Origin of the sequence: Synechococcus sp. F70.1 (assembly GCF_047502745.1) — a bacterium.
Classification (GTDB): Bacteria; Cyanobacteriota; Cyanobacteriia; order Thermostichales; family Thermostichaceae; genus Thermostichus.
The window spans coordinates 91,062-115,342 of the sequence record NZ_JANSJL010000078.1 but is presented as its reverse complement, the minus strand read 5'-3'; the positions used below and the strand labels follow the sequence as shown (position 1 = coordinate 115,342).

Below are 24,281 nucleotides of genomic sequence, written 5' to 3'. Positions count from 1 at the left end.
CCTGCTGTCCCCTGACCATAGCCGAGTTTGCCTACGACGGGAAGCTGGCCCTCTCATTTCCTCTAGCGGGAGCGCTACTCCATGTAGCTAGCCAAAGTGCACCTGTTGCCTTACCCCCCAGCCCTTCTCCCCAAGAGGGATGCTCTATTTACAGGCAAGCTTTGAACTTTTTCAGCACCGCTCGATCTAGCATCAGTAGGGCCGCGCGCACTCCTCCTGAGTAGCCCCAGAAAAAGCCCACTGGCAGATGGCCCTTGGGCGCTTCCAGGTTGGTTTTAAGCTCCTCGTACCCCAGCCAGCGGCCCTGCACCCACCAGCCGACCCTTTCTCCCATGCACTCTTCGCGGGGCAAGGCGGAGAAAGATCTCGAACGAAGCCCTCCTCTTCCCTCCGAGTCACACTCCTGCCAGAGCTGCTTCTGGACAGTAAAGCCAAAGCGCCCATGGCTGGCCTGCATCCAGAGTTGGTCGATGAGCCGCAACATAGGGCAGGGGAAAGCCTCAACATCCTTGGGGTCGAAAAAGCCTACCTGGGAGCGCCCACTGAGTTTGAGCATCAAAGCCGTCGTCCACCGATCGGCTTCCCCCCACTGGCCGGCCCGCAGCCGATCCCACAGCCCTTGCAGGGCAGGCGCCGCTTCTCCCACCCAGTCTGGCCAGGGGAGAGTTGCAGGCAGGGATCCCTCCCGAGAGACCTCAGGGAAAATCAGGGCTCTGGATCCCGCCTCCCCTTTTGTTGGGGCAGGGGTGGGGGGTGCCACCATTTGCTCCAGCTCTTCTGCGGAGTGGTTGGCCAGGAGCTGCTCCAGCTCATCTTGGGGTTGCTGCTGGGCCAGAAGCTGTTCCAGTTCCCGCAGTTCTTGGGTGCGGATGGCAGGCTCAAAGGTAGCTGGCTGCTTCTCTTGCAGGGCTGAGTCTGCCGGCAGCAGGGCCAGCCACTCAGCTACCGTTTGCGGGCGGTCTTCGGGGTGGAGGGCCATCCCTTTGAGGATAGCAGCCTCCACATCTTCAGGAATGCTGGGGTTGAGGCGGCGGGGAGGATCCAACTGCCGACCTGTGGCCCGCACCGGCGCACAGAGGGGCACCATCCCTGTCAGCAGGGTGTAGAGGGTAGCAGCCAAGGCGTAGACATCGGTAAAAGCCCCGCGGCGGCGCAGGCTGTCGTACTGCTCCAGGGGAGCATAGCCATCGGTGCCGTAGGAGGTGTGGCGTTGGATGAGCCCCTGCCTATAAGTCCGCGCTAGCCCGAAGTCGATCAACACCGCCTGGCCGGATCCCTCCCGCACCAGGATGTTGGCGGGCTTTACATCGCGGTGCAGGATCCCCTGTTCGTGCAAGCACATGAGGGCAGATCCCACCTCCCGCGTCAGGCGCAGAGCCTCTGGCAGGGGCAACGGCCCCTTTTGCTGCAAAAGCTGGTGCAGCGTCTGGCCGCGAACGTACTCCATCACAATGCACCAACAATCCCGCTCCCAAATGACCTCCTCCACCTTCACCACGTGGGGGTGACGGCAGCGGGCCAGTTGCAGCGCCTCGTTCATGAAGTTTTGTTGAAAGCGAGGATAGTCTGGATCCTTGCGGAGGCTGTCGCTCAAGACCTTGATAACCACCTGCTCGGCGCGAACGCTATCCCAGGCCCGGTAGGTGATGCCGAAGCCCCCTTCCCCCAAAACAGCCTCGATGCGGTAGCGCCCCCCCTGCAATGTTTCGCCAACTGCCCAAGCCATGCCCACCCCTCTCCCCCGCTCCTGGAGTCATTCTGTTACGGGGATCAATGACTTGAGGGCTTGGAAAGCTCCCTAGAAGTCTGGGGGCAGCACCCCCGTTTTCACCTGGAAGATGCGCACTTGTCCATCGCGGATGACCCGCAGCGTCAGGGTCTTGCCCACGCCGGCGGCATCCACCAACTGCTGCACCTGCTCGGCGTCGCGAATAGGTTGGCCGTCGATCTCGACAATGACATCCCCTTCGCGCAGGCCAACTTGCTCAGCCGGCGAGCCCGGAACCACCTCCCCAATCAACACCCCTTCCTGCACCGTCAGCGGGCTGAGCCGCGCTGGGTCGCGGTTGAGGCGGGCTACCAAATCGGGGTTGAGGGTAATCATGCGAATACCCAGGAAGGCGTGCTCCACCCGGCCGTCGCGGATCAGCCGCTCGGCAATTTCCATGGCGCGGTTGATGGGAATGGCAAAGCCAACACCCTGAGCCCGCTGGAAAATGGCCGTATTCACCCCAATAACCCGACCTTCCGCATCCAGCAAGGGACCGCCAGAGTTGCCAGGGTTGATGGCAGCGTCGGTTTGCAGGAAGGTCACCCGCTTGTTGGCAGCCCCGATTTGCCCAGAGGAGCGTCCGACGGCACTGATGATCCCCACCGTTACCGTGTTGTCCAGGCCCAGTGGGTTGCCAATGGCAATGGCCCAGTCTCCTGGCCGCACCTGGTCAGAGTTGCCCAGGGTCACCGTGGGCAGATTTTCTCCCTCGATCTGGATCACAGCGATGTCGGTCACCGGGTCTGAGCCTTTGACTTTCCCTTCAAAGGTGCGCCCATCGAGCAGATGCACCCTAACCCGCTCGCTACCCTCCACCACGTGGGCATTGGTGAGGATCAGGCCGTCGGCGTCGATGATGAATCCGGATCCAGTGCCTTCCTGCTGGAACTCTTGCGGCAGTTGCGGGAAGAAGTGGCGGAACAGGGGATGGTTAAACAGCTCAGGATCAAGGGGGTTGGCCACGGTGCGGGTGGCGTCGATGCGCACCACTGCCGGCCCCACCTTTTGGGCAACCGCGGCAATAAAATTGGAGGGCCGGACGGCGTCAGCAGGAGCAGCAGAATTGGCAGCCTCGGGGCGAGGCAGAAGGGATCCCACCCCCTCACTGGTCCGCTGCGACCAAGAGGCAAGGGGAGTTTGCTGCAGCCACTCCTGACCCCTTGGCGACGACAGCCAAACTCCGTAGGCGAGGCCGCCGCTAAACAAAGCCATTGCCAGAAGTGTTTGCCGTAAAAGCCGCGCCATGATCCCTCCCACCGCTAAGCCCTATTGCCAAGAAAACGAATGCAAGCATGAGGAAGGCCTAGACCCAATCCGCTGACTAAGGCCAGCTTGGTTAACCCCGCCTCTATACCCTATCCTACCTGGCCCCCCGTTACCCTTTAGATGGGTGAGAGCCCTGTGCTCAACTTAGCAAATCTAGCAGGCAACAGCAGTGCTCAAACGCTCAACGACGATCGGCAATTTGGGCAAGATCCCCTCTTTTTTGCCCCAGGAGCGGGATCCGTGGCAGCGCCACCGCGCCTGGATGCAGTTAGCTCTAGAAGAAGCTAGGCAAGCGGGGGAGGCGGGCGAGGTGCCCGTGGCAGCTCTGGTGGTCGGGCCAGGGGAAGAGTTGCTGGCCCTGAGCGGCAACCGGCGGGAGCGGGATCGGGATCCCACGGCCCACGCGGAGATTTTGGCCCTGCGGCAGGCGGGGCAGCGCCTGGGCGATTGGCAGTTGCAGGGCTGTCGGCTGTACGTGACCCTGGAGCCCTGCCCCATGTGTGCGGGGGCGATTAGCCAATCGCGGCTGGCCCAGGTGATCTACGGTGCTGACGATCCCAAGGCCGGCGCACTGCGCAGTGTGCTCAACTTGCCTGCTTCTGCTGCCAGCTTCCATTGCCCAGAAGTCATCGGGGGGGTCTGCGAGGCTGAGTGTCGTCGTCTATTGCAGGAGTGGTTTAGCCGCCGGCGGGGGAGCTCTTTGTGGGGAGCGAGAACCCAAGAAGGTGCCTCTGCAGGCAGTTTTTGATATATCGTCATAACGGGTTGGCCAGCCTTGCGGGCAATCGGGAGGTTTTCTGCTTCCAAGTAGTCTCGTGCGGAGGATAGGGGCTGTGCCTGAAAAGCAGTTTTCTGCTCCACTAGCTCGGCTAGCTGGCTTTCTGGTTTGGGCTTGGCTTTGCTTGACCTTCCCAGTTCAGGCGCGGGTGCTGCTGCGGGTGGGCATTGCCGTCAACAAGCCACAGGTTAGGCTTGGCAGCTCTACTCCGGCCCGTCTCCTAAACCCCCAAGGCCAGCTGCTAGCTGAGATCCCGGCCATGCAGCCCCTTCAGGCCATTCGGGTAGGCTCAGCAGTAAGCGTAGCTGGTCACCAGGCAGAGCGCCTCTATCTCCAGCCTACGGAGCCGGAGGGGCTGGTGTTCATTGACCAGAACTGGTACCGCGGCTGGGCAGAGCTGGTCCCCGGCGAGAGGGGAGTGATCGCCATCAATCAAGTGGGTTTGGAGGACTACGTTTCCAGCGTGGTGGGCAGCGAGATGGGTCACCGTTTCCCGATGGAGGCCCTCAAAGCCCAAGCCGTGGCCTCCCGCACCTATGCCCTCTACCATCGCAGTCGCCGTTCTCACCAGCCTTTTGACATCGGAAATGGCGTCGATTGGCAGGTCTACAAGGGGGTGGCGGCTGAATCCAACCGCACCCAAGCGGCGGCCCGCGAGACGGCTGGGCAGGTTCTCGTCCACCAGGGGCAGTTGATCAATGCCGTTTTCCACTCCTCTAGTGGGGGGCACACAGACGATGCCGGCAATGTTTGGCTGGAGTCGCGGCCCTACTTGCAGGGAGTGCCCGACTTCGATCACCACTCGCCCGTGTTTAGCTGGACGGCCACCATTCCTGCTCACCAGATCCAGCAGTTGGCCGACGGGATCGGTGCCATCCGTTCCATCGAGATCCTGCGCAGCTCCCCTTGGGGACGGGCCATTACCCTGCGCCTAGTGGGATCCCAGGGCAGTCAAGACATCAGGGGTAACGAGTTTCGCAAGGCCCTGGGGTTGCGCAGCACAATGATCACCATCAGCCCGCGTGGGGAGACAGCCACCACCGCCAGCCTGACTCCTGCTAGGGCAAGCTTCCCTGCTTTCTTCGAGATCCAAGGGCGCGGCTACGGGCACGGAGTGGGCATGAGCCAGTGGGGAGCTGCCGCCCTGGCTAGCCAAAACTACTCCTACCAACAGATCCTCAGCCACTACTACCGCAACACCAGCTTGGCCGTGGTGGAGGGACGCTAGGTTCAGTGGGAGCTCCTATCGGAAGAACTCATTGGGTAGCGAAGGCAGCTAAAGCTTTTCCGAGCTTGTGGCAATTACCCTCTGTTAACCTGATGCAGCGCCATCTCTCCAGACGGGCCGAAGACTGGCCAGCAGCCCTCTTTAAGATTGAAAGCTGAGCTGCTGGGATAATAAAGGCTGAGGAAATCTGGCTTGGAGCTACTGCAGGTTGTAGAGATCCTGCTGAATCTAAAATCAGTTAGAAACGCTTACCAAGTACAATCAAACTCCGCCGCCCCAGGTATCTATCCTATGTCCCTTGCTGCTCTAGCCTCTGCTTTTCCCGAACGTTGCCCGGCCCTGCCGCCGGCGCTTGCCCCTTTGTGCGAGATTGCCCGCAACTACTGGTGGACTTGGAACCCGGATCACCTCACCATTTTCCGGGAAATGGATCCCGCCCTCTGGGAAAAAACCTCCCACAACCCAGTGCGCATGCTGGAGGAGGTTTCTTACTTGCGCTTGGCGGCCTTGGCCACCGATGTCAACTATCTCAACACCCTCAATCGGATGGTGCAAGCCTATCGCAAGTACATGGCAGCTGAGGATACCTGGGCCAAGCGCACCATGAAAACCTACGACTGGCAGCGCCCTATTGCCTATTTCTGCGCTGAGTACGGTCTACACGAGTCCTTGCCGATCTACTCCGGTGGCCTGGGCATGCTGGCCGCCGATCACCTCAAATCCGCCTCCGATCTAGGGGTGCCGATGGTGGGCGTGGGGTTGCTCTACCGTCAAGGCTATTTTCAGCAGCGCCTGGACATCAGCGGCTGGCAAGGGGAGCTCTACGAAGACTGTGAGGTTGACTCCCTGCCCCTGACGCTGGTGCGGCGGCCAGATGGCAGCCCCCTGCTGGTGGAGCTGTCAATGCGGCAGCGGTTGGTCAAGGTGCGCGCCTGGCGGGTCGATGTGGGCCGGGTTCCCCTTTTCCTCTTAGACACTAACCTGCCGGAGAACGATCCTATTGACCGCTGGATCACCGCCCACCTCTATGGCGGCAGCACCGACACGCGCCTTGCCCAGGAGTGCGTCCTCGGCATTGGCGGGGTACGGCTGCTGCGCCAGCTGGGCTTGGATCCCATGGTCTACCACATGAACGAGGGGCATTCCGCCTTCCTAACCCTGGAGCTGCTGCGGGAGGAGGTGGCGCGGGGCACGCCCTTTGAGGCAGCAGAGGCCAAGGTGCGGGAGAAATGTGTGTTCACCACTCACACGCCGGTGCCGGCTGGCCACGATGCCTTCAGCCCCAGCGAGATGGATGCGTTCTTTGCCTCTTTCTGGCCGCAGCTGGGCCTGACGCGGGAGCAGTTTTTGGCTCTGGGAGCGCGGCGCGGCGGGGATCCCTGGGAGCCCTTCCACATGACGGTGCTGGCTTTGCGCTACGCACGTGCGGCTAACGGAGTAAGCCAGTTGCATGGTCGGGTCTCACGCCAGATGTGGCATGTGCTCTACCCAGAGCGCTCCGTGGATGAGGTGCCCATTGGCTCCATTACCAATGGGGTTCACGCCCGCACCTGGGTTGCTCCTCTTTTCTGGAACCTCTACAACCAATACCTAGGTCCCGACTGGCCCGAGCGGGTATCCGACCCGGAGCTGTGGGCCAAGGTAGAGGAAATACCTGATGAGGAACTGTGGCGGTGCAAAGAAGCCCTGCGGGAGCGGCTGGTGGCTTTTACCCGTCACCGGGTGTTGCGGGCGCGGCGCAGCCGCGGAGAGAGCAACGAGCGCATCCAGGCTGTCAACCAGTTGCTGGATCCCAAGATCCTGACGATTGGGTTTGCCCGGCGCTTTAGCACCTACAAGCGAGGAGACCTCATCTTGCGGAATTTGGAGCGGGTTACCCGCATCTTCACCAACAAAGAATACCCTGTGCAAATTATCTTTGCTGGCAAGGCTCACCCGCGAGATGAAGAGGGTAAGCGCATCATCCAACGGGTGGTCGAATGGTCAAATCGGCCTGAGGTGGCCCACAGGGTTGCCTTTATTGAAAATTACGATGCCTACGTCAGCCGCAACTTGATCCAAGGGGTGGATCTGTGGCTAAACACCCCGCGGCGCCCTCTTGAAGCCTCGGGCACCTCTGGGCAAAAGGTGGGCTTCAACGGCGGGCTCAACCTCTCGGTTTTGGATGGGTGGTGGCCTGAGGGCTACAACGGTCGCAACGGCTGGGCCATTGGACAAGCCATTGAAGGCCTAGATCCCGCCATCCAAGATGAACTGGATGCCAACTCCCTCTACGATGTGTTGGAGTACGAGATCATCCCCATGTTCTACGAGCGGGATGAAAAGGGGATCCCACGCCGCTGGGTTGCCCGCATGAAGGAGGCGATCCGCACGCTCAACCCGGTTTTCAACACCGACCGCATGGTGGCCGAATACGTGGTGAAGATGTACGAGCCTCGGGCCACCGAAACAGAGGTGAGCCGCCTCTTGTCGGGCTCGGCTGTTGTCGACTAAGACAGCCTCCTCGAAAAACTTGAGATCCCTGCCTGGAAAGCAGGGATCCCCCACCTCGCCTCCAGCGAGAGAGACCTAAGCGTTGACGTTGAGGGCCACTGGCAAGCTCACCGGCTCCTCCTCCTCAGGTGGCAGCATCACCACTTCAGAGCTCTCGATGATTGCCTGTAGCTCTTCCCCGTCGATGGTTTCCGCCTCCACCAGGCGACGGGCAATGCGATCCAAGAGAGCGCGGTTCTCCCGGATGAGATAGGTAGCCCGCTGGTAGGCTTCGTTAACCAGACGCCGCACTTCCTCGTCGATAAGGGCTGCTGTCTCTTCGGAGAAGTCCCGCTCGGCAGCAATCTCGCGACCTAGGAAGATGTTGGCGTACTGGCGGCCCAGGGCCACATTGCCTAGGCGGTCGCTCATGCCAAAGCGAGTCACCATGTTGCGGGCAATACGGGCTACCTGCTGCAGGTCGCTGGCTGCCCCCGTAGTCACCTCTGCCTCGCCGTAAACCACCTCTTCGGCCACCCGTCCGCCTAGGGCGACAGTCATCATGTTTTTGAGATGAGCACGGCTAGTCAGGCCCATGTCGTCATCGTTGGGCACAAACCAGGTAAGGCCGCTCGCCTGGCCGCGAGGGATGATGGTGACCTTTTGGATGGGATCGTAGTTGGGCAAGAGGGCTCCCACCAGGGCGTGGCCCGCCTCGTGGTAGGCCACCAGCTCCTTGCGCCGCTCGCTCATGAGGCGATCCTTCTTCTCTGGGCCAGCCAGCACTCGATCCACCGCGTCGTTGATCTCGTCCATCGAGATCTCCGTGAGGTTGCGGCGGGCCGCCAAGATGGCTGCCTCGTTGAGCAGGTTGGCCAGATCTGCCCCCGTAAACCCAGGGGTACGGCGGGCTAACTTCTCCAAATCCACATCGGCGGCCAGGGTTTTGCCACGGGCATGCACCTTGAGGATCTCCAGGCGGCCTTGGAAGTCAGGGCGGTCCACCGTTACTTGGCGGTCAAAGCGCCCCGGTCGCAGCAGCGCTGCATCCAACACATCGGGTCGGTTGGTAGCTGCAATAACAATGACACCGGAGTTGCCCTCAAAGCCATCCATCTCGGTCAGCAGCTGGTTGAGAGTTTGCTCCCGCTCGTCGTTGCCACCTCCCAAACCCGCTCCCCGCTGCCGACCAACGGCATCGATCTCGTCGATAAAGACAATGCAGGGGGCATTTTGCTTAGCTTGCTCGAATAGATCCCGCACGCGCGAGGCCCCTACCCCCACAAACATCTCCACAAACTCGGAGCCAGAGATGGAGAAGAAAGGCACCCCTGCCTCCCCAGCCACAGCGCGCGCCAAGAGAGTTTTGCCGGTGCCTGGGGGGCCGACCAGCAACACCCCTCGCGGGATCCTTGCCCCAAGAGCGTTGTAGCGCTCAGGGTTTTTCAAAAAGTCTACCACCTCCGCCAGCTCCAGCTTGGCCTGGTCTACACCTGCCACATCGTTGAAGGTAACTTGGGTTTTGGGCTCCATCTGCACCCGCGCCCTCGACTTGCCGAAGTTAAGCGCTTGACTGCCAGGGCCATTCTGGGCTCGCCGTAGCAGGAAAAACAGACCCAGCAGCAGCAAAACAGGTAGAAGGAAGGTGCTAAAGATGCGCCCCAGCAAACCCTCATCCTGAACAGGGCGCACTGCCAGTTCTACTCCTTTGGCAAGCAAGGTGTTCTCAAAGTCGGGAGTGAGGGGGGGCAGATTGACCTGCACTCGAGTGGCGCGGCTGTTGATCTCCGCGTCGGCAATGGCAATTTGGCGGCCATCAGGGGTAACCTCAACCAAAACCTTGCTGACCTCGCCCCGCTCTACGCGGCTCATGAGATCCGAGTAGCTGATCTCCAGGCGCTCAGCCGGGCGGGTGCCGAAGAAGGTTGTGGCCAGCGAGATCAAGACGATGGCCAGCAAGGCATACAAGCCGGCACTCCTCCACTTTTTGTTTTTACTTTTCTGACTCACGGAAGTGTTTCCTCCCAAAGGGTGCTTTCTATCCAATGGTGCCTGGGCCCACTGGCAGACTGTTAACCAATATTAACCTAGCTGAGAAGCCAGCGGAAATCAAATGGCACACCTTCTGCCGCTAGGCTTAGAAGCAAGCGAATGCCCTCCTGTATTCCTCTGGTATCCCGATGCTGACCCAACTGCGCCAATTGAGCCTGGCCGCCGACGGACGCTATCTCCGAGATGAGGAGATGCAGTTCATGGAGGCCTACCTAGCTTCTTTTGAGTTGCGGCTAAGCGCCTACCGCAAAATTCAAGCGGCGGAAGCCCAGATTGTCGGCGAGGTGGAGGCCAAGCTGCGCGCCTTGGATCCCTACTTGCTCATGCGGGGGATAGAGGACTTCAGCAACAAGTGGAAGGCAGACACAGGGCGGGTTTTGCGTCTTTCCGCTTTGGCCATGCTTTTGGACGATGAGCAGCGCTACAAGGAGCGATTCCTCTACTGGTTTCAGACCTTGATGCGGGCCTTTCGCACGCAGCGCAGTTGCGAGGCCACCTACCGCCTTCTGCAGGAGGTGATTGCCAAGTACCTTACCCCGGCGGAGTTTGCCTTAATCCAGCCAATTCTGGAAACCAACCGCACCCTGCTAGGTCTCTCCTAGGCAGGAGTTTCCGGCAAGGGGGCCGCCTCGATCAGCTCCAGTTCCTCCGCCTGCAGATGGGCGCGGAACTTGTTACCAAACTGCACCTGAAAGGGAAAGTTGGCGCTGACAGGGCGGCCATTCCAGTCCCGGATGACAGCTATTACTTCTCCCTCCATGCCCTTGAGGTCAAACGGTTGATTGCGATGTTCCGGGTGGTGATAGACAATCACGCTGGCGCGCACCCGTACTCGATCTCCAACTTTCATCCTTTGCTCTCCCGAAGAGGCAATTGTTCTGGAAATACTCTACCTCGATCCCTAACAAAGGCTGCAGAGTGTAGAGAAATATGTATGAGGCAGTAGTTGCCTTCCTTGGGCTCCCAGTGGGGGATTGGCAGCTGCTAGGGTTTCGGGAAGAGCGCGGTAAAGCGAGGAGGCATCGCTGGCCCAAGCTGGCTTTTCCTTCGGCTGGCTTGGCCTAAATCACTTCCTGTCGGCAGCGATTGCCAATGCCCCAGTCCCCATAGCATTCAAGTCGCTGCAGGTCGAGTCAACAGCTGCTCCAGCCTTACTGCCTGCAACTCTGGAAAGGGGACGTGAAATCTCTCCATTGCCCTCTGCAGCTGGAGAAAATTGGAGTCCTGGTGGTTCGGTTTGGTTGATTCACATTGCTTTAGAAAAAGCTTTGCAAGCAGCGGAGAAGAAACCTCTCAAGCTATTTAGAGCTTTTCTCTCCGCTTAACACAAAAGTAGGATCCAAAGCCAGCAACAGTTGGGTGCGGCCTCGCGACTCCAGACGGTTTACTGCTGCCTGGATAACTTCAACCTGGTGGGCTCCTACCGCAGCCAGGCCGGCGGAGAGGCCGTAGAGATCTTCTAGCGAATTGGTGGTGGCCACGACTCGGCCGTTGGGTTTGAGATAGTGCCAAGCAGCCTCTAGGATCTGGCGGAGGGGATGGCCCCCTTCAATACAGAGGCGGTCGGGGGGCGGAGAAAGCTGATGCAGACACTCGGGAGCAGTGCCCTGGATAACTTGCACGTTGCTGAGGCCAAATTTCTGGCAGTTACTCTCGATCAAGCTGACCACCTCCGCATCGCGCTCGATGGCAATCACGCAAGCGCGGGGGCAGAGAATGGCCGCCTCGATGGCAATAGTGCCAGTGCCGGCGCCGATATCCCATAGGCAGTGGTCTTCTCCCAAGCGTAACTGGCTCAGCACCAGCACCCGCACCTCGCGGGGGCTCATAGGGATCCCCGGGATCCGCTCAAAGGCAGAGTCTGGAATGCCGGGGGTGCGGTAGGGCCAAGGAAAAGGGGTTGTCATGGCCAAAAACTGCGGCCGGGAAGGTAAGGAGACAGCTTGATCACCTAGCCACGCTTAGGGGGCAGCCCCTCCCGCCCCACAGCCCTTGTAAAGCTAAGGCAGGTTTTAAAGCTGATGATCGGACTCGAACCGATGACCTGCTCATTACGAGTGAGCTGCTCTACCAACTGAGCTACATCAGCAAGGAGGGCTCGGATTCCATTTAAGCGGAGCTAGGCACTGCCTGCCGCAAAGCCCTAACCCTACCTGAGAATTTTAGCGTATCCTGGCTTGGCTCGGGATCCCCAGGCCTTCAATCCCAGAGAAAGGCCTAAGGTCAACCAGGCCAGCCAGTCGCCTGTGCGCGTGTAGAAGGTTAGCTGGGATTGCCGCCTCACCTCCCCAGTAACCACTCCGCGCTGAAAAATCGGGCCCACGCGTTGTATTCGACCGGAGGGATCCACCACCAAGTTGCCGCCGGTGTTGTTGACAAAAACCACGCTGCGCCGGTTTTCAACCGCCCGAAAGACCGAAAGCCGGCCGTGGAGCAGGGGCCAGTGGCTGTTGCCAAACCAGCTGCTGTCGGAGATCACGATCAACGACTCCGCTCCCGCAAGAGTTAGAGCTCGGCTGGGGGCCGGCAAGACGCTCTCCAGGCAGATCATCACCCCCAAAGGCCCAAACAGCTCTCCTCCTGCTAGCGGCCGATAGCCATCGGGAGAGGGCACGTAGCGGCCCGACTCGAAGTAGGGAAAGATCCACTGCTTGCCAAACCAATCCTGCACCTGGCCCTGGGCGTCGAAGAGGAGGGCTGTGTTGAAAAACCGCTGCTCCTCCGCTGGCAGATGTACCGTGCGGGGATCGGGCTCCGTTGCCCCGGTAATCAAGGCCCCTTCAGGGGGAAGGATGGCTCGCATCGGCTCGATCACATAGAGTTGTAGCGGGGTGTTCAGTAGGCGGGCTCGCAGCGCTCCTTCTGGCCAGATCACCAACTGGGCCCCCTCGGCCACCGCTTGGGCCGAAAGCTGGTGCAGCTCGCGGTAGCGCTGGCTGCGGTAGTCCCAACTGCGATCGGCTTCTAGCCAGGCCACCTGCTGCACCGTCCCCACGCGAAAGCTGGGATTCCCTCCTCTTGCCGCCAGGACATCGAAATAGGCCAGCCGCACGCTCCCGTAGGCCAAGACTGGCCCTGCTAGAGCCAGGCCGCAGGCCAAGATCCGCCAGAAATCCGGGTTTCTGCGCCCTGCACTCAGCACCCCCCGCAAGGAAAGCTGGGGAAGCTGGAGGGCCAACTGCCAGAGCACGCCGTTGACGAAGACCGCAAAAAAGGTCACCCCCCAGATCCCCGCCAGATCAGCCACTTGGATCCCCAGCGGCCAATCGAACAGCAGGGAGCCCCAGTGGAAGGGAATCGGCCAGCGGAGCAGGCCCAGCAGCCCATCTAGCCCTGTCCAGACCGTGGCCACCCCTAGGGGACGGGCCCAGGGGGGAAGCGGCTGGCTCAACTGCAAACTTAAAACGGTGGCCGTTGTGAAAAACAGAGGAATCAGGGGGGCCACCACCATTCCCCCCAAGACTTCCCAAGCGCTGAGCACTTGAAGGGAGAAGGGATCCACCCAGAAGGCGTACAGGCACACGCAAAACCACAGGCCATAGGCCAAACGCCACCGCCTCCACCCCTGTTGCTGTTCGCAGAGGTAAAACAGGGGTGCTAGGCCCAGTAGTGCCCCTGGGAACCAGTGCAACCAGCGGTTGGGGGATCCCAAACACAGCAGCAAAACAGCTAGCCCTGCCAGCCAGCGGGATCTCCGGTCTTGGCGAACCGGTGGAAGCAAATCGGGGTGTTGAGGGAGGGAGGGCAGCTCCAGGGCCATTGGCAATGCGGAGGAATCCTTTGGGTGCTGCGGGCAGCCGTAAGAGCCGGCCTTGCTCGCATCCCCTCATCTTTCTATCCCAGCGGCCCTACTGCGGATACCACCGCTTTTGCCAGGCCCGCATTTGCTCAATCTCCGCCTGCTGGGTAGTGACAATGGCTGTTGCCAGCTGCCGAATCTCGGCAGAGCCTCTCTAGCCATGACCAGGGCTCCTTCGTGGTGCTGGATCATGGCTTGCAGGAAGCGCAGGTCAAACTCAGGGTCAGCGGATCCCAGGTTGGTATCCATGCGCATGGCAGCAGCCATCTCCGGAGTCATGGCCATCTGGTGGCCCATCTCTTCATGCCCCATGACGGGATCCCGGGGAGCTTGCAGGTACCAGCTCAGCCGCCAGCCTTGCATCTGCTTGATTTCTTGGCTCTGGGCAGCCATGATATCCTTGGCTAGCTGACGAATTTCCCGCCGCCGGGATTTTTGCAGGGCCTCCGCGGCCATGCTCACCGCTCCCTCGTGGTGGAGGATCATCGCATCCAGAAACCGCAGGTCGAAGGATTCGTCGGCAGGGCCTAGGCTTATCTGATGAGCTCTATGGATCGAGAGCTCCCCCTTCCCCTTGCTCTCATGAGCAGTTGCCTCCAGCTCCCTGCCAGCCCAGGAAGCCCCCAGGACAAACCCACCAGCCAGGATGAGAGCCCAGACCGTCAGGCGATCGCCACTTCCCTCCGAGGACAACAGGCCGATATCCTACACCTTCCAATCTCCTCTGGAGTCAAGCCCTTTGGCGATCCTGGCGTCGCCCCTTCAGGAAGGGGGGGCAGGCTTCAACAACTGCTCCCCTTGCAGCATGCGGGCAGCAGCGCTGAGCAGCTCCTCCTCCAGGTAAGGCTTGGTGAAGTAGGCAGTGGCCCCCAGCTCCCGGGCTGTTTGCCGGTGTCGTTCTGCCCCTCGCGAGGTGAGCATAGCTACCGGAATATGCTTGAGGTTGCTGTCTGCCCGTATGCGGGAGAGCAACTCTAGGCCGTCCATGCGCGGCATCTCGATGTCGCAGAAGACAAGATCGCAGCGCAAGCCGCCGCGGAGCTTTTCCCAGGCATCCTGGCCATCGCGGGCCTGCTCCACCCGGTAGCCCACCTTTTGGAAGGACATGGAGAGCAGCTCTCGCACGGTAATCGAGTCGTCCACAATGAGCACCGTGGTCTGATGGGTTTCCTCGGCCCTTGGCTCCTCAGCGCGACGCTCTGCCCAGAGGCGGCTGAGATCGCGACGGCGGCCTTGAGCCATATCCACCAGCTCGAGGACGTCCGCAATCGGCAGCACCCGCCCGTTCCCCAACACTGTTACCCCGGAGATTCCCGGCGGTTTGGGCACAGGGCCGCGCAGTTGCTTGATCACGATCTCCTGCTCTTCCACAAAGCTGTCTACCTGCAGAGCAAGGTACTGGCCCGCACTTTGGAGGACAACGATGGGAATGATACCCTCATCCTGGGTGACGGTATAAACCTCAGAGCGGCTGCGGCTGTGGCTGCGGCTGTAGGACAACAAGCTGGAGAGGGGCTGGAAGGGAAGACGCTGATCCCGCCAGGGAATGGTGGGCCGTCCCTGCTCATCAGGCTGCACGGCGTCGACGGGAACATCCAGCATCTCCTCCACGCCGTCGAGGGGGAAGGCAATCAGGGCCTTGTCGCTGACACACACCATCGCCTTGGAAATGCTCAGAGTGAGCGGCAGGCAGATGGTGAAGGTGGTGCCCCTGCCGCGCACAGAATCCACCTGAATGCTGCCGCGCAGTGCAGTGATGTTGCGCCGCACCACATCCAAGCCAACCCCTCGCCCAGCCAGATCGTCTACCTCGCTAGCCTCGCGGCTGCTGAAGCCGGGGTGGAAGAGAACCCCAAATACCTCGTCTTCGGTTGCTTCCTCTGACAGCAGCCCCAACCTTTGCGCCTTGGCCTTGACCTTCTCCACCGGGATCCCCGCCCCGTCGTCGGAGACGACAATGATGGCTTGGTTGCCCTGGTAGAAAGCCTTGACGGTGATCTTGCCCTCAGGGGGCTTGCCCAAGCGGCGCCGCTCTTCCGGCGGCTCGATCCCGTGCACCAGGGCGTTGTTCACCAGGTGGGTTAGCGGGTCGGAGAGCTCTTCCAGAATGGCCTTGTCGATAAGGGTGTCCCGGCCTTCCACCACCAGGCTGGCCTGCTTACCGGTTTTGAGGGAGAGGTCGCGAACAGCTCGGGGCAAGCGGTCGGCAATTTGCGCAAAAGGCACCATGCGCGCTCGGTTCAGGCCCTCTTGCAGTTGGGCGGTGACCTGCCGGAACTGGCGGGCAATCTGCTCCGCCTCATTCACGGCAAACTCAATGTCGGAGGAAGACTCACGCACCCGCACAATGAGCTCGATAATCTCCTGGGCCAGGGCGTGGAAGGCCGTAAACTGGTCCATCTCCAGCTTGTCAAACTCCTGGCCTGTGGAGTGACCGACTCTGGCGCGGCTGGATCCCTCGCCGTTGCGACTGGAGCCCACTGCTGCCGTGCTCCTGCGGCCAGAAAACAGCGCTGCTTCCAGCAGGGAGCGGTCGTACTGATCCCGCATGCGCTGGCTCAGCTCCCCAAGCTGCTGGACACGGCTCAATAGGCCATCGAGAAATTGGCGCAGGCGAGTTTGGTTTTGCTCTATACTGTTGCGAATGACAACCAGCTCTCCCACCAAGTTGTTGATGAAGTCCAGGTGACGCACCTCCACCCGCATTACAGAGCTACCTAGGGCAGCCCGCCGGCTGGCCGGTGTTGCTGGCGTAGCGGGTACTGCTGGGGTGGCTGCTGGAGCAGTAACAGCAGGGGGAGGAGGCGCAGCAGGAGCCTGGGGAGCGACCTCGAGGTCGCCTAGAAGCAATTCCAGTTGGGCTGCGAAGTCGCTGGCGGCTTCTGCAGGGGGAGCAGTAGCCTCTTCCAGCTTAGGAGTCACTGCTGGTTCAGCAGCATTCAAGAGAGTAGCCAGATCGTCCAGGCTGGGGCTCGAGGAGCCTTCTAATTCTAAAGCTTCTTCTGCCGGGGTCTGCATCTTGCCCTCAGCCACAGTTGCGCCCGGGGCAGCCAAGGGCTCATCCTCGGCAAACAGGCTTTCCAGTTGCCTGGCCAGGTCTTCCTCTGCTGACTGCAGAGCCCTACCCTCCTCTGCTACCTCTGGCGGAACTTCTGCAGCTAAGTTGCTTGCTGGCGAGGCTTCTAGGTCACCCAGGGAGGCTCCTTCCTGCGTGTCTGCCGCTGCGGCAAAGAACCGGCTCAGCTCCTCCAGATCGATCTGGCTGTCGCCATCGGTATCCACAGCCGATGAAGGTTCGCCAGCCCCCCTGCCCAGCTCTTCGGCCTCGGCCTCCTCGGCAAACAACGCCTCGAGACGGTTGAGAGAATCCTCCGAGAAAGAGGCAGCAGCTGCTGCAGAGGGCTCCTCTTCTGGGGCTGGAAACATCTGCTCCAGGAGCGCCCACTCTTCCTGGTTTTCTGGGGCCTCCACCGTCTCACTAGCCAAGAGCTCAGCCAGGCTCAGCTCAGCCCTGAAGCCCTGGGCTGCCGCAACCTCTGGCTCCTCGAGGCCTTCGGACTGCTCAGCTGCTTCCGACCAGACTGGCTCTGCTGCCCCAAGAAGATCCTCTAGGCTCTCCTCGGCAGGGGATCCCTCCTCGCCCTCTGCCCAAAGCTCCACCCTGGGAGTTGACTCCAAGTCAGGCAAGGGAGAACTCTCAACAGCCACCTCCCCCAGCTCAAACGGGGTCTCCACTCCGCCACTTGCAGCCGCAAAGTCGAGGCTCGCTGTAGGCCTTTCCGCAGGTGCTTGGGCCGTCAACTCCTCTTCGGTGACGTTCCAGAGAGCTTGACCTGTGTCCTCAGCCTCTGTCTGCTCAGCAGCGCCAGCCTCCGCTGTTGCTTCGCCCACCACTTCCGCAAACAGCGCTGCCAGATCCGCTTCCGCTCTCCTCTCTTCTGGGATGAGCTCCTCGAACGCTGCTGAGGAGAGTTCAGAGGCAGGAGGGATCAGCTCTGGTGGAAGTTCTTCGATATCGGATAGCTGTTCTGCGTTGGCAAACAGCTCCTCGAAGGCCAAGGAGACCTCTTCCTCTAGACTCAAGGGAGTGGCGTCGAAGTCACCTCCACCCACGGCCCAGTCGGCTTGTGGCACCCCCTTCTCCTGAAGCCAGTTCATCTCTGCGGAGCCAGCAAGGCCTTCTTGGGCAAGGTCGGCGGCCGCTTGCCCGTCTTCCTCTATCCCCTTCTCGGCAGGCATCTCCGGCCGGCCTAGCTCTGGGTGTTCTGTTTCTTGGCTTTCGGCTTCTAGGGCTTCCTCTAACCCAGATTCTTGGCTTAGAGCCGGAGCAGAGAGGACGGCCTCGGGTTCGGCAGAGGACAGTTCTGACTCAGCCTCCTCAGCAACTGTCGGCACGCGGCGGAAGGCCAACAACTCTGCAGAGGGCTGGATGCTCTGGGCTGATCCGCTAGCCAGAGCCTGGTGGCCCTGCTTGAGATCTCGCAACACTGGCAGAGCCACCTGCCGTAAATCTTGGGCAGGATCTGCCAAAATCTCCCCAACCAGGCGCGCTAGGGCTGTCCAGCCGCCCAGATCCACACCCTCGGCCTGCCCCACCTCCTGCAGGGATTGGGCGATGCTCTGCAAGGCGGGCCGCGTAGCGGGGTCGTCGGGCCGTTTGAAAAGCTCCAGCATCTGGCGCAGTAGGGCCGGGATCCGCTGCTGGATCACCACGTCCAAGGGATCAGGGGGTGCAGCCGGCGCTGCCGGGCGGGCCAGCTGCTGCAATTCTGCCGAGGCACTCACCTCCTCAGCCCTGCCTGCCAAGATCAACTGCTGCCCTTGCTTGAAGTCCCGCAGGGCAATCAACGCCAGCGTTCGCAGATCGGCATTGGGGTTGCCCAGCGCTTGCTCGAAAGTTTCTGTGAGCTGTTGCCAGCCTTTCAAGTGATGAGTTTGCCCGATTTGCTTGAGGACGGCATTTGCCTCCCGCAACTGCTCGCGCACGCCCGGCTGATCCCCTTGCTTGAACAGCTCCAACATCTGCCGCAACTGCTGCGGCACCACTTCCACCATCTCCTGCTGAAGGCTGCGAGCTGCCGACGGCGGGGCAACAGCCGGAGCGGGAATGGAGGGGGGGCCTTCGCCCAGAAGACTGCGAATGTGCTTTTCGGCCTCCTGAAAAACTGGCTCCAATCCTGCCAAAGTGGAAGCGCTGAACTCCTGGGTGAGGCCTTGGGGGCTCTGCAGCTCGTCCAAGAGCGCCGTCAGACCATCAAAGACCTGCAGCAGCAGTGTTTCCAGGTGCTGATCCACTGGCACCTCGCCCGGACGAGAGCGAAAGATGTTAAAGAAGTCTTCTAGGCGGTGGGCTGTTCGCTGAATGCTGGTAAGGCCCAGCATGGCTGCTCCCCCCTTGATGGAGTGAGCAGCTCGGAATAGCTCATTGATTTGCTCAGGGTCGCCGACCGTGTCCCGCAAGCTGAGGAGCCCTTGCTCGATAGTGGCCAAGTGGTCGCGGGCCTCTTCGATGAAATAGTTGAGAATCCGCTTTTGTGCTTCTTCATTCATGGCAGGAGGCTCCTCCTACGGCCCACAGTTTTAGTAGTAACAAATTGGACACAGGAAAACTTGCCTCTGCGCTGATTGGCAGGGGGCTCCCAAGGAGACTCGGGATCCTTACTCCCTAGAGTGCCCGCGAACCAGGCAAATTTGCTCATTCATCTCCCACTCGGAAGCGACCCACGGAAGCTTGAAGCTCACGGGCAATGCCCACCAACTGCTGCAGCGAAGCAGCCACTTTCTGCGCCTCTTCGGATGTCTCGTTGGCTGTCAGCGCCACTGATTGCATGAGGTGGGCCACAGCGCGAGAGGTCTCTGTTTGTTGTACGGTAGCCTGAGAAATGGCCCGCACCAACCTATCAATCTGGTGGCTGACCTCGATGATCTCGTCCAGACTGTTTTTGGCCTGCTCAGCCCGCCTTGTTCCCTCGATCACCACCTGGGTTCCCTCTTCCATGGCTGTCATGACGTTGCTGGTCTCCGACTGGATCTGCAGCACAATCTGCTCGATCTCTTTCGAAGCTTTGGCGGCTCGGTCAGCCAGTTGTCGCACCTCATCGGCCACAATGGCAAAGCCCCGCCCCGCCTCGCCGGCCCGCGCGGCCTCGATACTGGCGTTGAGGGCAAGCAGGTTGGTGCGCGAGGCAATTTGTGAGATCAAAGCCACAATCTTGGAGATCTCCTGGGAGGATTCTGCCAAGCGTTTCACCTTGCGGGTCGCCTCTGCTGCCACTTCCCGAATCTCCAGGATGCTGGCCACCGTGCGATCCACGGCTTCTCCGCCTCGGGCAGCTGCTTCTGTAGCCTGGGCAGCGACATTGGCTGCCTCGCGAGCATTGCCAGCCACCTCCTGAATGGAGTCTGTCATCTCCTGAATGGAGTTGAGGGAGTTGGAAATCTCCTCCGCCTGGCGCAGGGCGTCGGCAGAAAGGTTGCGGGCAAAGTCCTCGCTCTGTAAAGCTGCATCGTTCACAGCGGCTGCGGCCCGCTTCACCTGAATCACGATGTCCCGCAGGCTGCTAATGGTCAGGTTGAAAGAGTCAGCAACAGCTCCGAGCACGTCAGCGGTAACCTCCGCCCGCACCGTCAAGTCCCCGCGGGCTGCCCCCTCCACATCGTCCAGGAGGCGGATCACTTGGCGTTGCAAGTCTTCCTTAGCCTGCCCCTGTTCAGCAGCCCGCTGGCTGAGGTCAGCAAAATGGGCCTCCAGGGCAGCAGCCATCCGGTTGAAGCTGTCGGCCAAGCGCCCCAGCTCGTCATCTCCTCTCGCCTCTGCCCGCACGGAATAATTCCCCTGGGCCAGGGCGGCAAAGTGTCCGGCCAGCTCTTGGGTAGTGGCGCGAATGCGCTGGGCATGGCGGGAGGCAAGGACAGCCCCAACTCCTGTGCCAATGACCCCCCCGCCAACTACGCCGGCCAGCAGGCGGGCTCCACCGTTGGCTGGGATCCCTAGGCCAATGGCCAAGCCGGCAGCCAAACTGACCACCCCTTGCATCAGCGCCAGGGTCAGCTGATTGGCTGTCAGTCGGCTAGGCAGTTCCCCTCTAGGTATGCTGGGGAGAGGAACGGAGAGAGTCGGCAAGCTTTGTAGCGTTCTAGCCGTTTCTCCTGTCTTGCCCTCATCGGCGCCGAGGGCCGCCGGCTCGCCCCTGCCTGTGCCGGCCAGTTCGCGATCCAAGCTGTCCAACTCGTCAGGCTCAAAGAGCACCGTAGAGCCAGCGCTGGCTGTATCTTCGTCGGGGGCAGGGATCGGCTCGCTCATGGGGGCGGCCAATTCCGTCGGCAAGCTTTCTTCTAGGGATCCCCCTTCCTCAAAAGTGGGTAGAGAAAAGCCCATCTCCTCGGGAAAATCGGCACCGCTAGCCAATTGAGTAACAGCATCGCTTTCCAGATCTTGCGGCTGTTGCTCAAACTCGTTGAGGAAGGCAAAGTCGTCCTCGAGCATCGGCTCTGCCTGAGGTTGCTTCACACCCCCTCCCGTTGTTCGAGGAGTCGTGGGCAGGGGCTGAGAGGAGCCCAACAGGGCTGCTGGCTCCATTGAGAGTCTCGTCTCGAAAGGTTCGGCAAATTCTCCAAAGCTGTTGCTCTCCGCAGCAAGGGGATCGGCCCCAGCTTCTCTCCTCTCCTCAAACGCAAACTGGGAAAAAGGATCCGACTCCTCCAGTTGAGCAGCAAACCCCTCCCGAGGCTGAAGCTCGTCCTCCTGCGGTAAAGGGGGAGCCTCTGCTAGCTCCGGCGCCACCTGCAACAGCTCCTCCAGGCCCCTACGGGCTGCTTCCAGATCCTCAGGATCGCTAGCTGTTTTGAGGATGGTATCGTAGGTATGGCGGGCTTCCCGCAGTTGCCCCGCTTGCTTCTGGGCCGAAGCCAGCAACAGCTTGACCGCCGTATCCTGAGGTTGAGCAGCGGCCACCTGGCTGAACAGCCGCACCGCCTCGGCGTAGTCCCCCCGCCAAAAGGCAACCATTCCCTCAGTGAAGTCTCTCTGATTGTTTGCGCTGGAAACCATGGCTCCTCCCTTCCCTGCTTGGCTACCTCTGGGACTGCTTTAGCCTCAATGCACAGAACTCACCCCACACCAACCCCTCAAAGTCGCTAGGTCGCCATAAAGCTGTAGTACCTGGTCATGGACTGCTTTTCCCCTCCAACCCTGAAGCTTTGGGGGCAAGAGCTAGTGCAACACATCCCCAGCAAGCTTGGGGCAAATCTCTTGGGAATAGGCTCCAAGCTGTTTCCCCTGTCTAGGGAGCAATCTCGATAAGAACTATACATCCTCCTTTTCCTGGCGAACTTATAGGCGGCTCCTCATCAGCCCCAACGATTAGATTTCAGGATGGCCGACGGATCCAGGAACGGCAAGTGAGCCCCTGTCTCTGGCATCACCCATTCTCCGCGCAAGAAGGGAGCTAGCGACTCAGGAGCCTTCTGAACAGGTTGCAGCGATTCCGTCTTGAGCCACTCCATGCCCCCAATGGAGTCCACAGCCAATCCCATCAGCAAATCCTGTTGATCCATCACAGCCACCACAGGCAGCTCGGCACGCTCAAGATTGAGGGGGGGACTGATCCCCAAGAATTGCCCCAGGTCTGCAACCCAGATCACTTCACCCCGCAAGTTGAGTGTGCCCAGCAAAACCGGTACCACATTGGGCATGGGGGTAATCTTCTCAGGGCCAATGCTCATCACTTCCACAATTGATACTGCCGGCAATGCAAATTCTTCGCCGGTAGCAACCTTGAATTTCAGGAATAGCTCACCTTCAGGAGCCTCAATTTCTCTCAATTCCTGGGTTTCGTCCCCCATCAACAAGTCCAGATCCCCCACCATGATGCTCCCCCCTGTGGATGGTCCTGTGGAGAGGTGGCCACCGCTCCCTTGCCCGGGTCTAGAGCCCCCCCCTGGGCTCTGCCGGAAGGCATAGAAGCGGGCTAGCCCCTTAGTAATCGCTTAATCGTACCCACCAGTTCCTGGGGCTGAAAAGGCTTGACGACATAGGCATCTGCTCCCTGGCGCAGCCCCCAGTAGCGGTCGGCTTCCTCACCCTTGGAAGAGCACATGACAATTGGAGTGTTCTGAGTAAGCGGGTCAGCTTTGAGAAGACGGCACACCTCGTAGCCGTTCATGCGGGGCAGGACGATGTCCAGCACAATCAGGTCGGGTTTGTTCTGCTTTACCGCCTCTACAGCTTCCACTCCATCTTCCACGGTCATGACCTCGAAGCCGTTTTCCTGCAGCAGCTTACTGATCATCTCCCGCTGGGATTGGCTATCTTCTACCACCAAAATGCGACTCATTTTTGGCCGGTCTCCTTGATCTCTATTAACCTAATTGGTGGAGCAAAGACTCCGCAGACATGTCGGGTGCTTTCATTTCCTTTCACCGGAGCACTTCGTAGCCGTTCCTGCGTGGCCTCCAGGTAGGTAACTGGTTATCCACTATCACTTTGACCATCGCCTGCACCCCCCAGCCATTGGCCTGCTGCGACTGAAGCCTATTGCTCAGCTCTGGGGCTGTGGGCCATTCGATGCGGCATTCCTCCGTCCGGTACTCCCTCTCCCGTTTGATCCTATTCGCCGCCCTGTTTGGGAGGTGGGCCCACGTAGGATTCGACGACGGTCAACAACTCCTTCTCAGAAAAGGGCTTGCCCAGAAACTCGTTGGCCCCCGCCATGCGGGCTTTAATTCGGTCAGAAAAACTATCCTTGCCGGTGAGCATCACGATGGGGGTTTCATGGAACTGGCTGGATTTGCGCAACATGGCGCACAGCTCATACCCATCCAGCTTGGGCATGGCCACATCGCAGAGAATCATGTCCGGGTTGAGGAGAAACACCTGTCCCAGAGCTTTGAGGGGGTTGCCAATGGTGGTAACCTGGTAGCCCTCGTTTTGCAGGATGAACTCCACGGTTTTTTGGATGGCCATGGAATCGTCGATGCAGAGGATGTGAGCAGGCTTGTCGCTAGGTTTGAGGGGTCTACTAGGCTTAGGACCAGCAAGGGGGACAGGCTCGGACAGGTGGATTGCCCCCTGCTGCACATAGGGATAGAAGGCTTTGGCCACTAGCAGGATGTCTCGGCCCAGGTAGCGGGCCATCTGGCGAATGCTGGTTTTGCCGTCCGACCACTCACTCAGAGCTTTGAAGACGGCGGCTGGCAGGGTTTGCTGGAGGGGCAGGGGGTTGACGATGGTGGGGGCTTGGTTGGGAGTCTGGATATAGGGATGCAGCTTCTTCCACTCCTGCACTTGGGTCACCATCTCAGTGAGCAGGGAAGTGACCGGGAAGGTGGTCAGTTGGGGGGCCAGAGGAGGGCCAGCCTCGAAAATAAAGGAGCCGTGGTGAAGGCTGAGCAGATCAAAGAGGACTTCCCGCACCATGCCCAGAAGGATTTGCTTACCTTGGTTGGGGTTGAGCTTGTGGTTTTCCAGCAAAGACCAGAGGCGGCTGTACTCGGGGATGTTCACCGCTGCTTTGGGTGGCATCTGAATTTCGTCTAAGGCAGCTTCGAGCTGGAAGCGGCGCAGGTAGTCCCTGAGACGAGCAACGTTGCCTTCGCCTTCAGAGGCATAGATGATTCGCCCATTGAGGAAGAAGATAAACCAGTAGAGGGAAGGGTTTGCCTCCACGACAAGTTCGCCGGTGCGCTGGCCCAACTCGATCAGCTGGAGAATGCTGCGGATATCGATCTCTTGGAGTCTTCCCTGCATGGGATCCCTCCCTGCAGTCAGCAAGATACGACCATTATGGCGCTAGTCTCCAACGGCTGCCTGTAGGACTATCTTGGAAATGGAGTTAAAGTTTTAAGAAGCTGAGTCTAAGGTTAGAGCCGAGCGCCTACATCCCCGTTGGGCTCCGAATCCCCTAGTTCCTGCAAG

At 60.2% G+C, this 24,281-nt stretch carries 16 protein-coding genes, 1 tRNA gene and 1 pseudogene; 4 read left to right on the top strand and 14 right to left on the bottom strand.

Translation table 11 applies throughout. The annotated features are described in order from the left end of the window. Window positions 1-148: 148 nt before the first annotated feature. Window positions 149-1,726, bottom strand: a complete 1,578-nt coding sequence (locus NW860_RS08525) for a serine/threonine-protein kinase (protein ID WP_414513609.1) — start codon at window positions 1,724-1,726, stop codon at window positions 149-151. Between the two features lie 72 nt (window positions 1,727-1,798). Then, window positions 1,799-3,016, bottom strand: a complete 1,218-nt coding sequence (locus NW860_RS08520) for an HhoA/HhoB/HtrA family serine endopeptidase (protein WP_414513607.1) — start codon at window positions 3,014-3,016, stop codon at window positions 1,799-1,801. 190 nt (window positions 3,017-3,206) lie between these two features. On the opposite strand from NW860_RS08520, the gene NW860_RS08515 reads away from it, so the two are divergent. From NW860_RS08515 to glgP, 3 genes are all read left to right on the top strand, one after another. After that, window positions 3,207-3,785: a nucleoside deaminase gene (locus NW860_RS08515; protein ID WP_414513606.1), complete on the top strand. Its 579-nt coding sequence runs from the start codon at window positions 3,207-3,209 to the stop codon at window positions 3,783-3,785. A gap of 154 nt (window positions 3,786-3,939) precedes the next feature. After that, window positions 3,940-5,043 carry a SpoIID/LytB domain-containing protein gene (locus NW860_RS08510; RefSeq protein WP_414405807.1) on the top strand — a complete coding sequence of 368 codons (1,104 nt, stop codon included), beginning with the start codon at window positions 3,940-3,942 and terminating at the stop codon, window positions 5,041-5,043. A gap of 291 nt (window positions 5,044-5,334) precedes the next feature. Then, the gene (glgP, locus tag NW860_RS08505) at window positions 5,335-7,536 is read left to right on the top strand and encodes an alpha-glucan family phosphorylase (RefSeq protein ID WP_414513603.1); all 2,202 of its coding nucleotides are present in this window, start codon (window positions 5,335-5,337) and stop codon (window positions 7,534-7,536) included. Window positions 7,537-7,611: 75 nt separating this feature from the next. Here the strand turns inward: glgP and ftsH are convergent, their stop codons facing one another. After that, window positions 7,612-9,525 carry an ATP-dependent zinc metalloprotease FtsH gene (gene ftsH / locus NW860_RS08500; protein WP_414410693.1) on the bottom strand — a complete coding sequence of 638 codons (1,914 nt, stop codon included), beginning with the start codon at window positions 9,523-9,525 and terminating at the stop codon, window positions 7,612-7,614. A gap of 170 nt (window positions 9,526-9,695) precedes the next feature. On the opposite strand from ftsH, the gene NW860_RS08495 reads away from it, so the two are divergent. Beyond that, a complete protein-coding gene (locus NW860_RS08495) occupies window positions 9,696-10,169 on the top strand; it encodes a phycobilisome protein (protein ID WP_414513601.1) in 474 nt (157 codons plus the stop codon). Here the strand turns inward: NW860_RS08495 and NW860_RS08490 are convergent. The 11 genes and pseudogenes from NW860_RS08490 to NW860_RS08440 form a co-directional block, all read right to left on the bottom strand. Further along, window positions 10,166-10,417, bottom strand: coding sequence for a ferredoxin-thioredoxin reductase variable chain (locus NW860_RS08490; protein WP_414396683.1), 252 nt, complete (start codon window positions 10,415-10,417; stop codon window positions 10,166-10,168). The two genes, NW860_RS08495 and NW860_RS08490, sit on opposite strands and share 4 nt — an antisense overlap. Window positions 10,418-10,865: 448 nt before the next feature. Further along, window positions 10,866-11,474, bottom strand: a complete 609-nt coding sequence (gene cbiT, locus NW860_RS08485) for a precorrin-6Y C5,15-methyltransferase subunit CbiT (protein ID WP_414405802.1) — start codon at window positions 11,472-11,474, stop codon at window positions 10,866-10,868. 109 nt (window positions 11,475-11,583) lie between these two features. Further along, a tRNA-Thr gene (locus NW860_RS08480) sits at window positions 11,584-11,656 on the bottom strand. Between the two features lie 60 nt (window positions 11,657-11,716). Next, window positions 11,717-13,327 (bottom strand): apolipoprotein N-acyltransferase, encoded by a 1,611-nt coding sequence (locus tag NW860_RS08475; RefSeq protein WP_414513625.1) that lies wholly within the window; start codon window positions 13,325-13,327, stop codon window positions 11,717-11,719. An 88-nt stretch (window positions 13,328-13,415) separates the two neighbouring features. Beyond that, window positions 13,416-13,484, bottom strand: a complete 69-nt coding sequence (locus tag NW860_RS08470; RefSeq protein WP_414513623.1) for a hypothetical protein — start codon at window positions 13,482-13,484, stop codon at window positions 13,416-13,418. Between the two features lie 86 nt (window positions 13,485-13,570). Then, window positions 13,571-13,822: pseudogene (locus NW860_RS08465) on the bottom strand (DUF305 domain-containing protein); the annotation flags it as partial. A gap of 306 nt (window positions 13,823-14,128) precedes the next feature. Then, window positions 14,129-18,916 (bottom strand): response regulator, encoded by a 4,788-nt coding sequence (locus tag NW860_RS08460; protein WP_414513600.1) that lies wholly within the window; start codon window positions 18,914-18,916, stop codon window positions 14,129-14,131. A 145-nt stretch (window positions 18,917-19,061) separates the two neighbouring features. Then, a complete protein-coding gene (locus tag NW860_RS08455) occupies window positions 19,062-21,416 on the bottom strand; it encodes a methyl-accepting chemotaxis protein (protein WP_414513598.1) in 2,355 nt (784 codons plus the stop codon). A gap of 299 nt (window positions 21,417-21,715) precedes the next feature. Continuing rightward, complete coding sequence (locus tag NW860_RS08450) at window positions 21,716-22,234, bottom strand: CheW domain-containing protein (RefSeq protein WP_414396669.1); 519 nt, start codon at window positions 22,232-22,234, stop codon at window positions 21,716-21,718. Window positions 22,235-22,335: 101 nt separating this feature from the next. Beyond that, entirely contained in the window at window positions 22,336-22,701 is a 366-nt protein-coding gene (locus NW860_RS08445) for a response regulator transcription factor (RefSeq protein ID WP_414405796.1), read from the bottom strand. 272 nt (window positions 22,702-22,973) lie between these two features. Next, window positions 22,974-24,113, bottom strand: coding sequence for a response regulator (locus tag NW860_RS08440; protein ID WP_414396664.1), 1,140 nt, complete (start codon window positions 24,111-24,113; stop codon window positions 22,974-22,976). Window positions 24,114-24,281: the final 168 nt, after the last annotated feature.

Coding starts and splice junctions, on each gene's coding strand:
- cbiT (WP_414405802.1), bottom strand. CDS start 11,474: ATGACAACCCCTTTTCCTTGGCCCTACCGCACCCCCGGCATTCCAGAC.
- NW860_RS08445 (WP_414405796.1), bottom strand. CDS start 22,701: ATGAGTCGCATTTTGGTGGTAGAAGATAGCCAATCCCAGCGGGAGATG.
- NW860_RS08455 (WP_414513598.1), bottom strand. CDS start 21,416: ATGGTTTCCAGCGCAAACAATCAGAGAGACTTCACTGAGGGAATGGTT.
- NW860_RS08450 (WP_414396669.1), bottom strand. CDS start 22,234: ATGGTGGGGGATCTGGACTTGTTGATGGGGGACGAAACCCAGGAATTG.
- NW860_RS08490 (WP_414396683.1), bottom strand. CDS start 10,417: ATGAAAGTTGGAGATCGAGTACGGGTGCGCGCCAGCGTGATTGTCTAT.
- glgP (WP_414513603.1), top strand. CDS start 5,335: ATGTCCCTTGCTGCTCTAGCCTCTGCTTTTCCCGAACGTTGCCCGGCC.
- NW860_RS08495 (WP_414513601.1), top strand. CDS start 9,696: ATGCTGACCCAACTGCGCCAATTGAGCCTGGCCGCCGACGGACGCTAT.
- NW860_RS08475 (WP_414513625.1), bottom strand. CDS start 13,327: ATGGCCCTGGAGCTGCCCTCCCTCCCTCAACACCCCGATTTGCTTCCA.
- NW860_RS08520 (WP_414513607.1), bottom strand. CDS start 3,016: ATGGCGCGGCTTTTACGGCAAACACTTCTGGCAATGGCTTTGTTTAGC.
- NW860_RS08525 (WP_414513609.1), bottom strand. CDS start 1,726: ATGGCTTGGGCAGTTGGCGAAACATTGCAGGGGGGGCGCTACCGCATC.
- NW860_RS08460 (WP_414513600.1), bottom strand. CDS start 18,916: ATGAATGAAGAAGCACAAAAGCGGATTCTCAACTATTTCATCGAAGAG.
- NW860_RS08440 (WP_414396664.1), bottom strand. CDS start 24,113: ATGCAGGGAAGACTCCAAGAGATCGATATCCGCAGCATTCTCCAGCTG.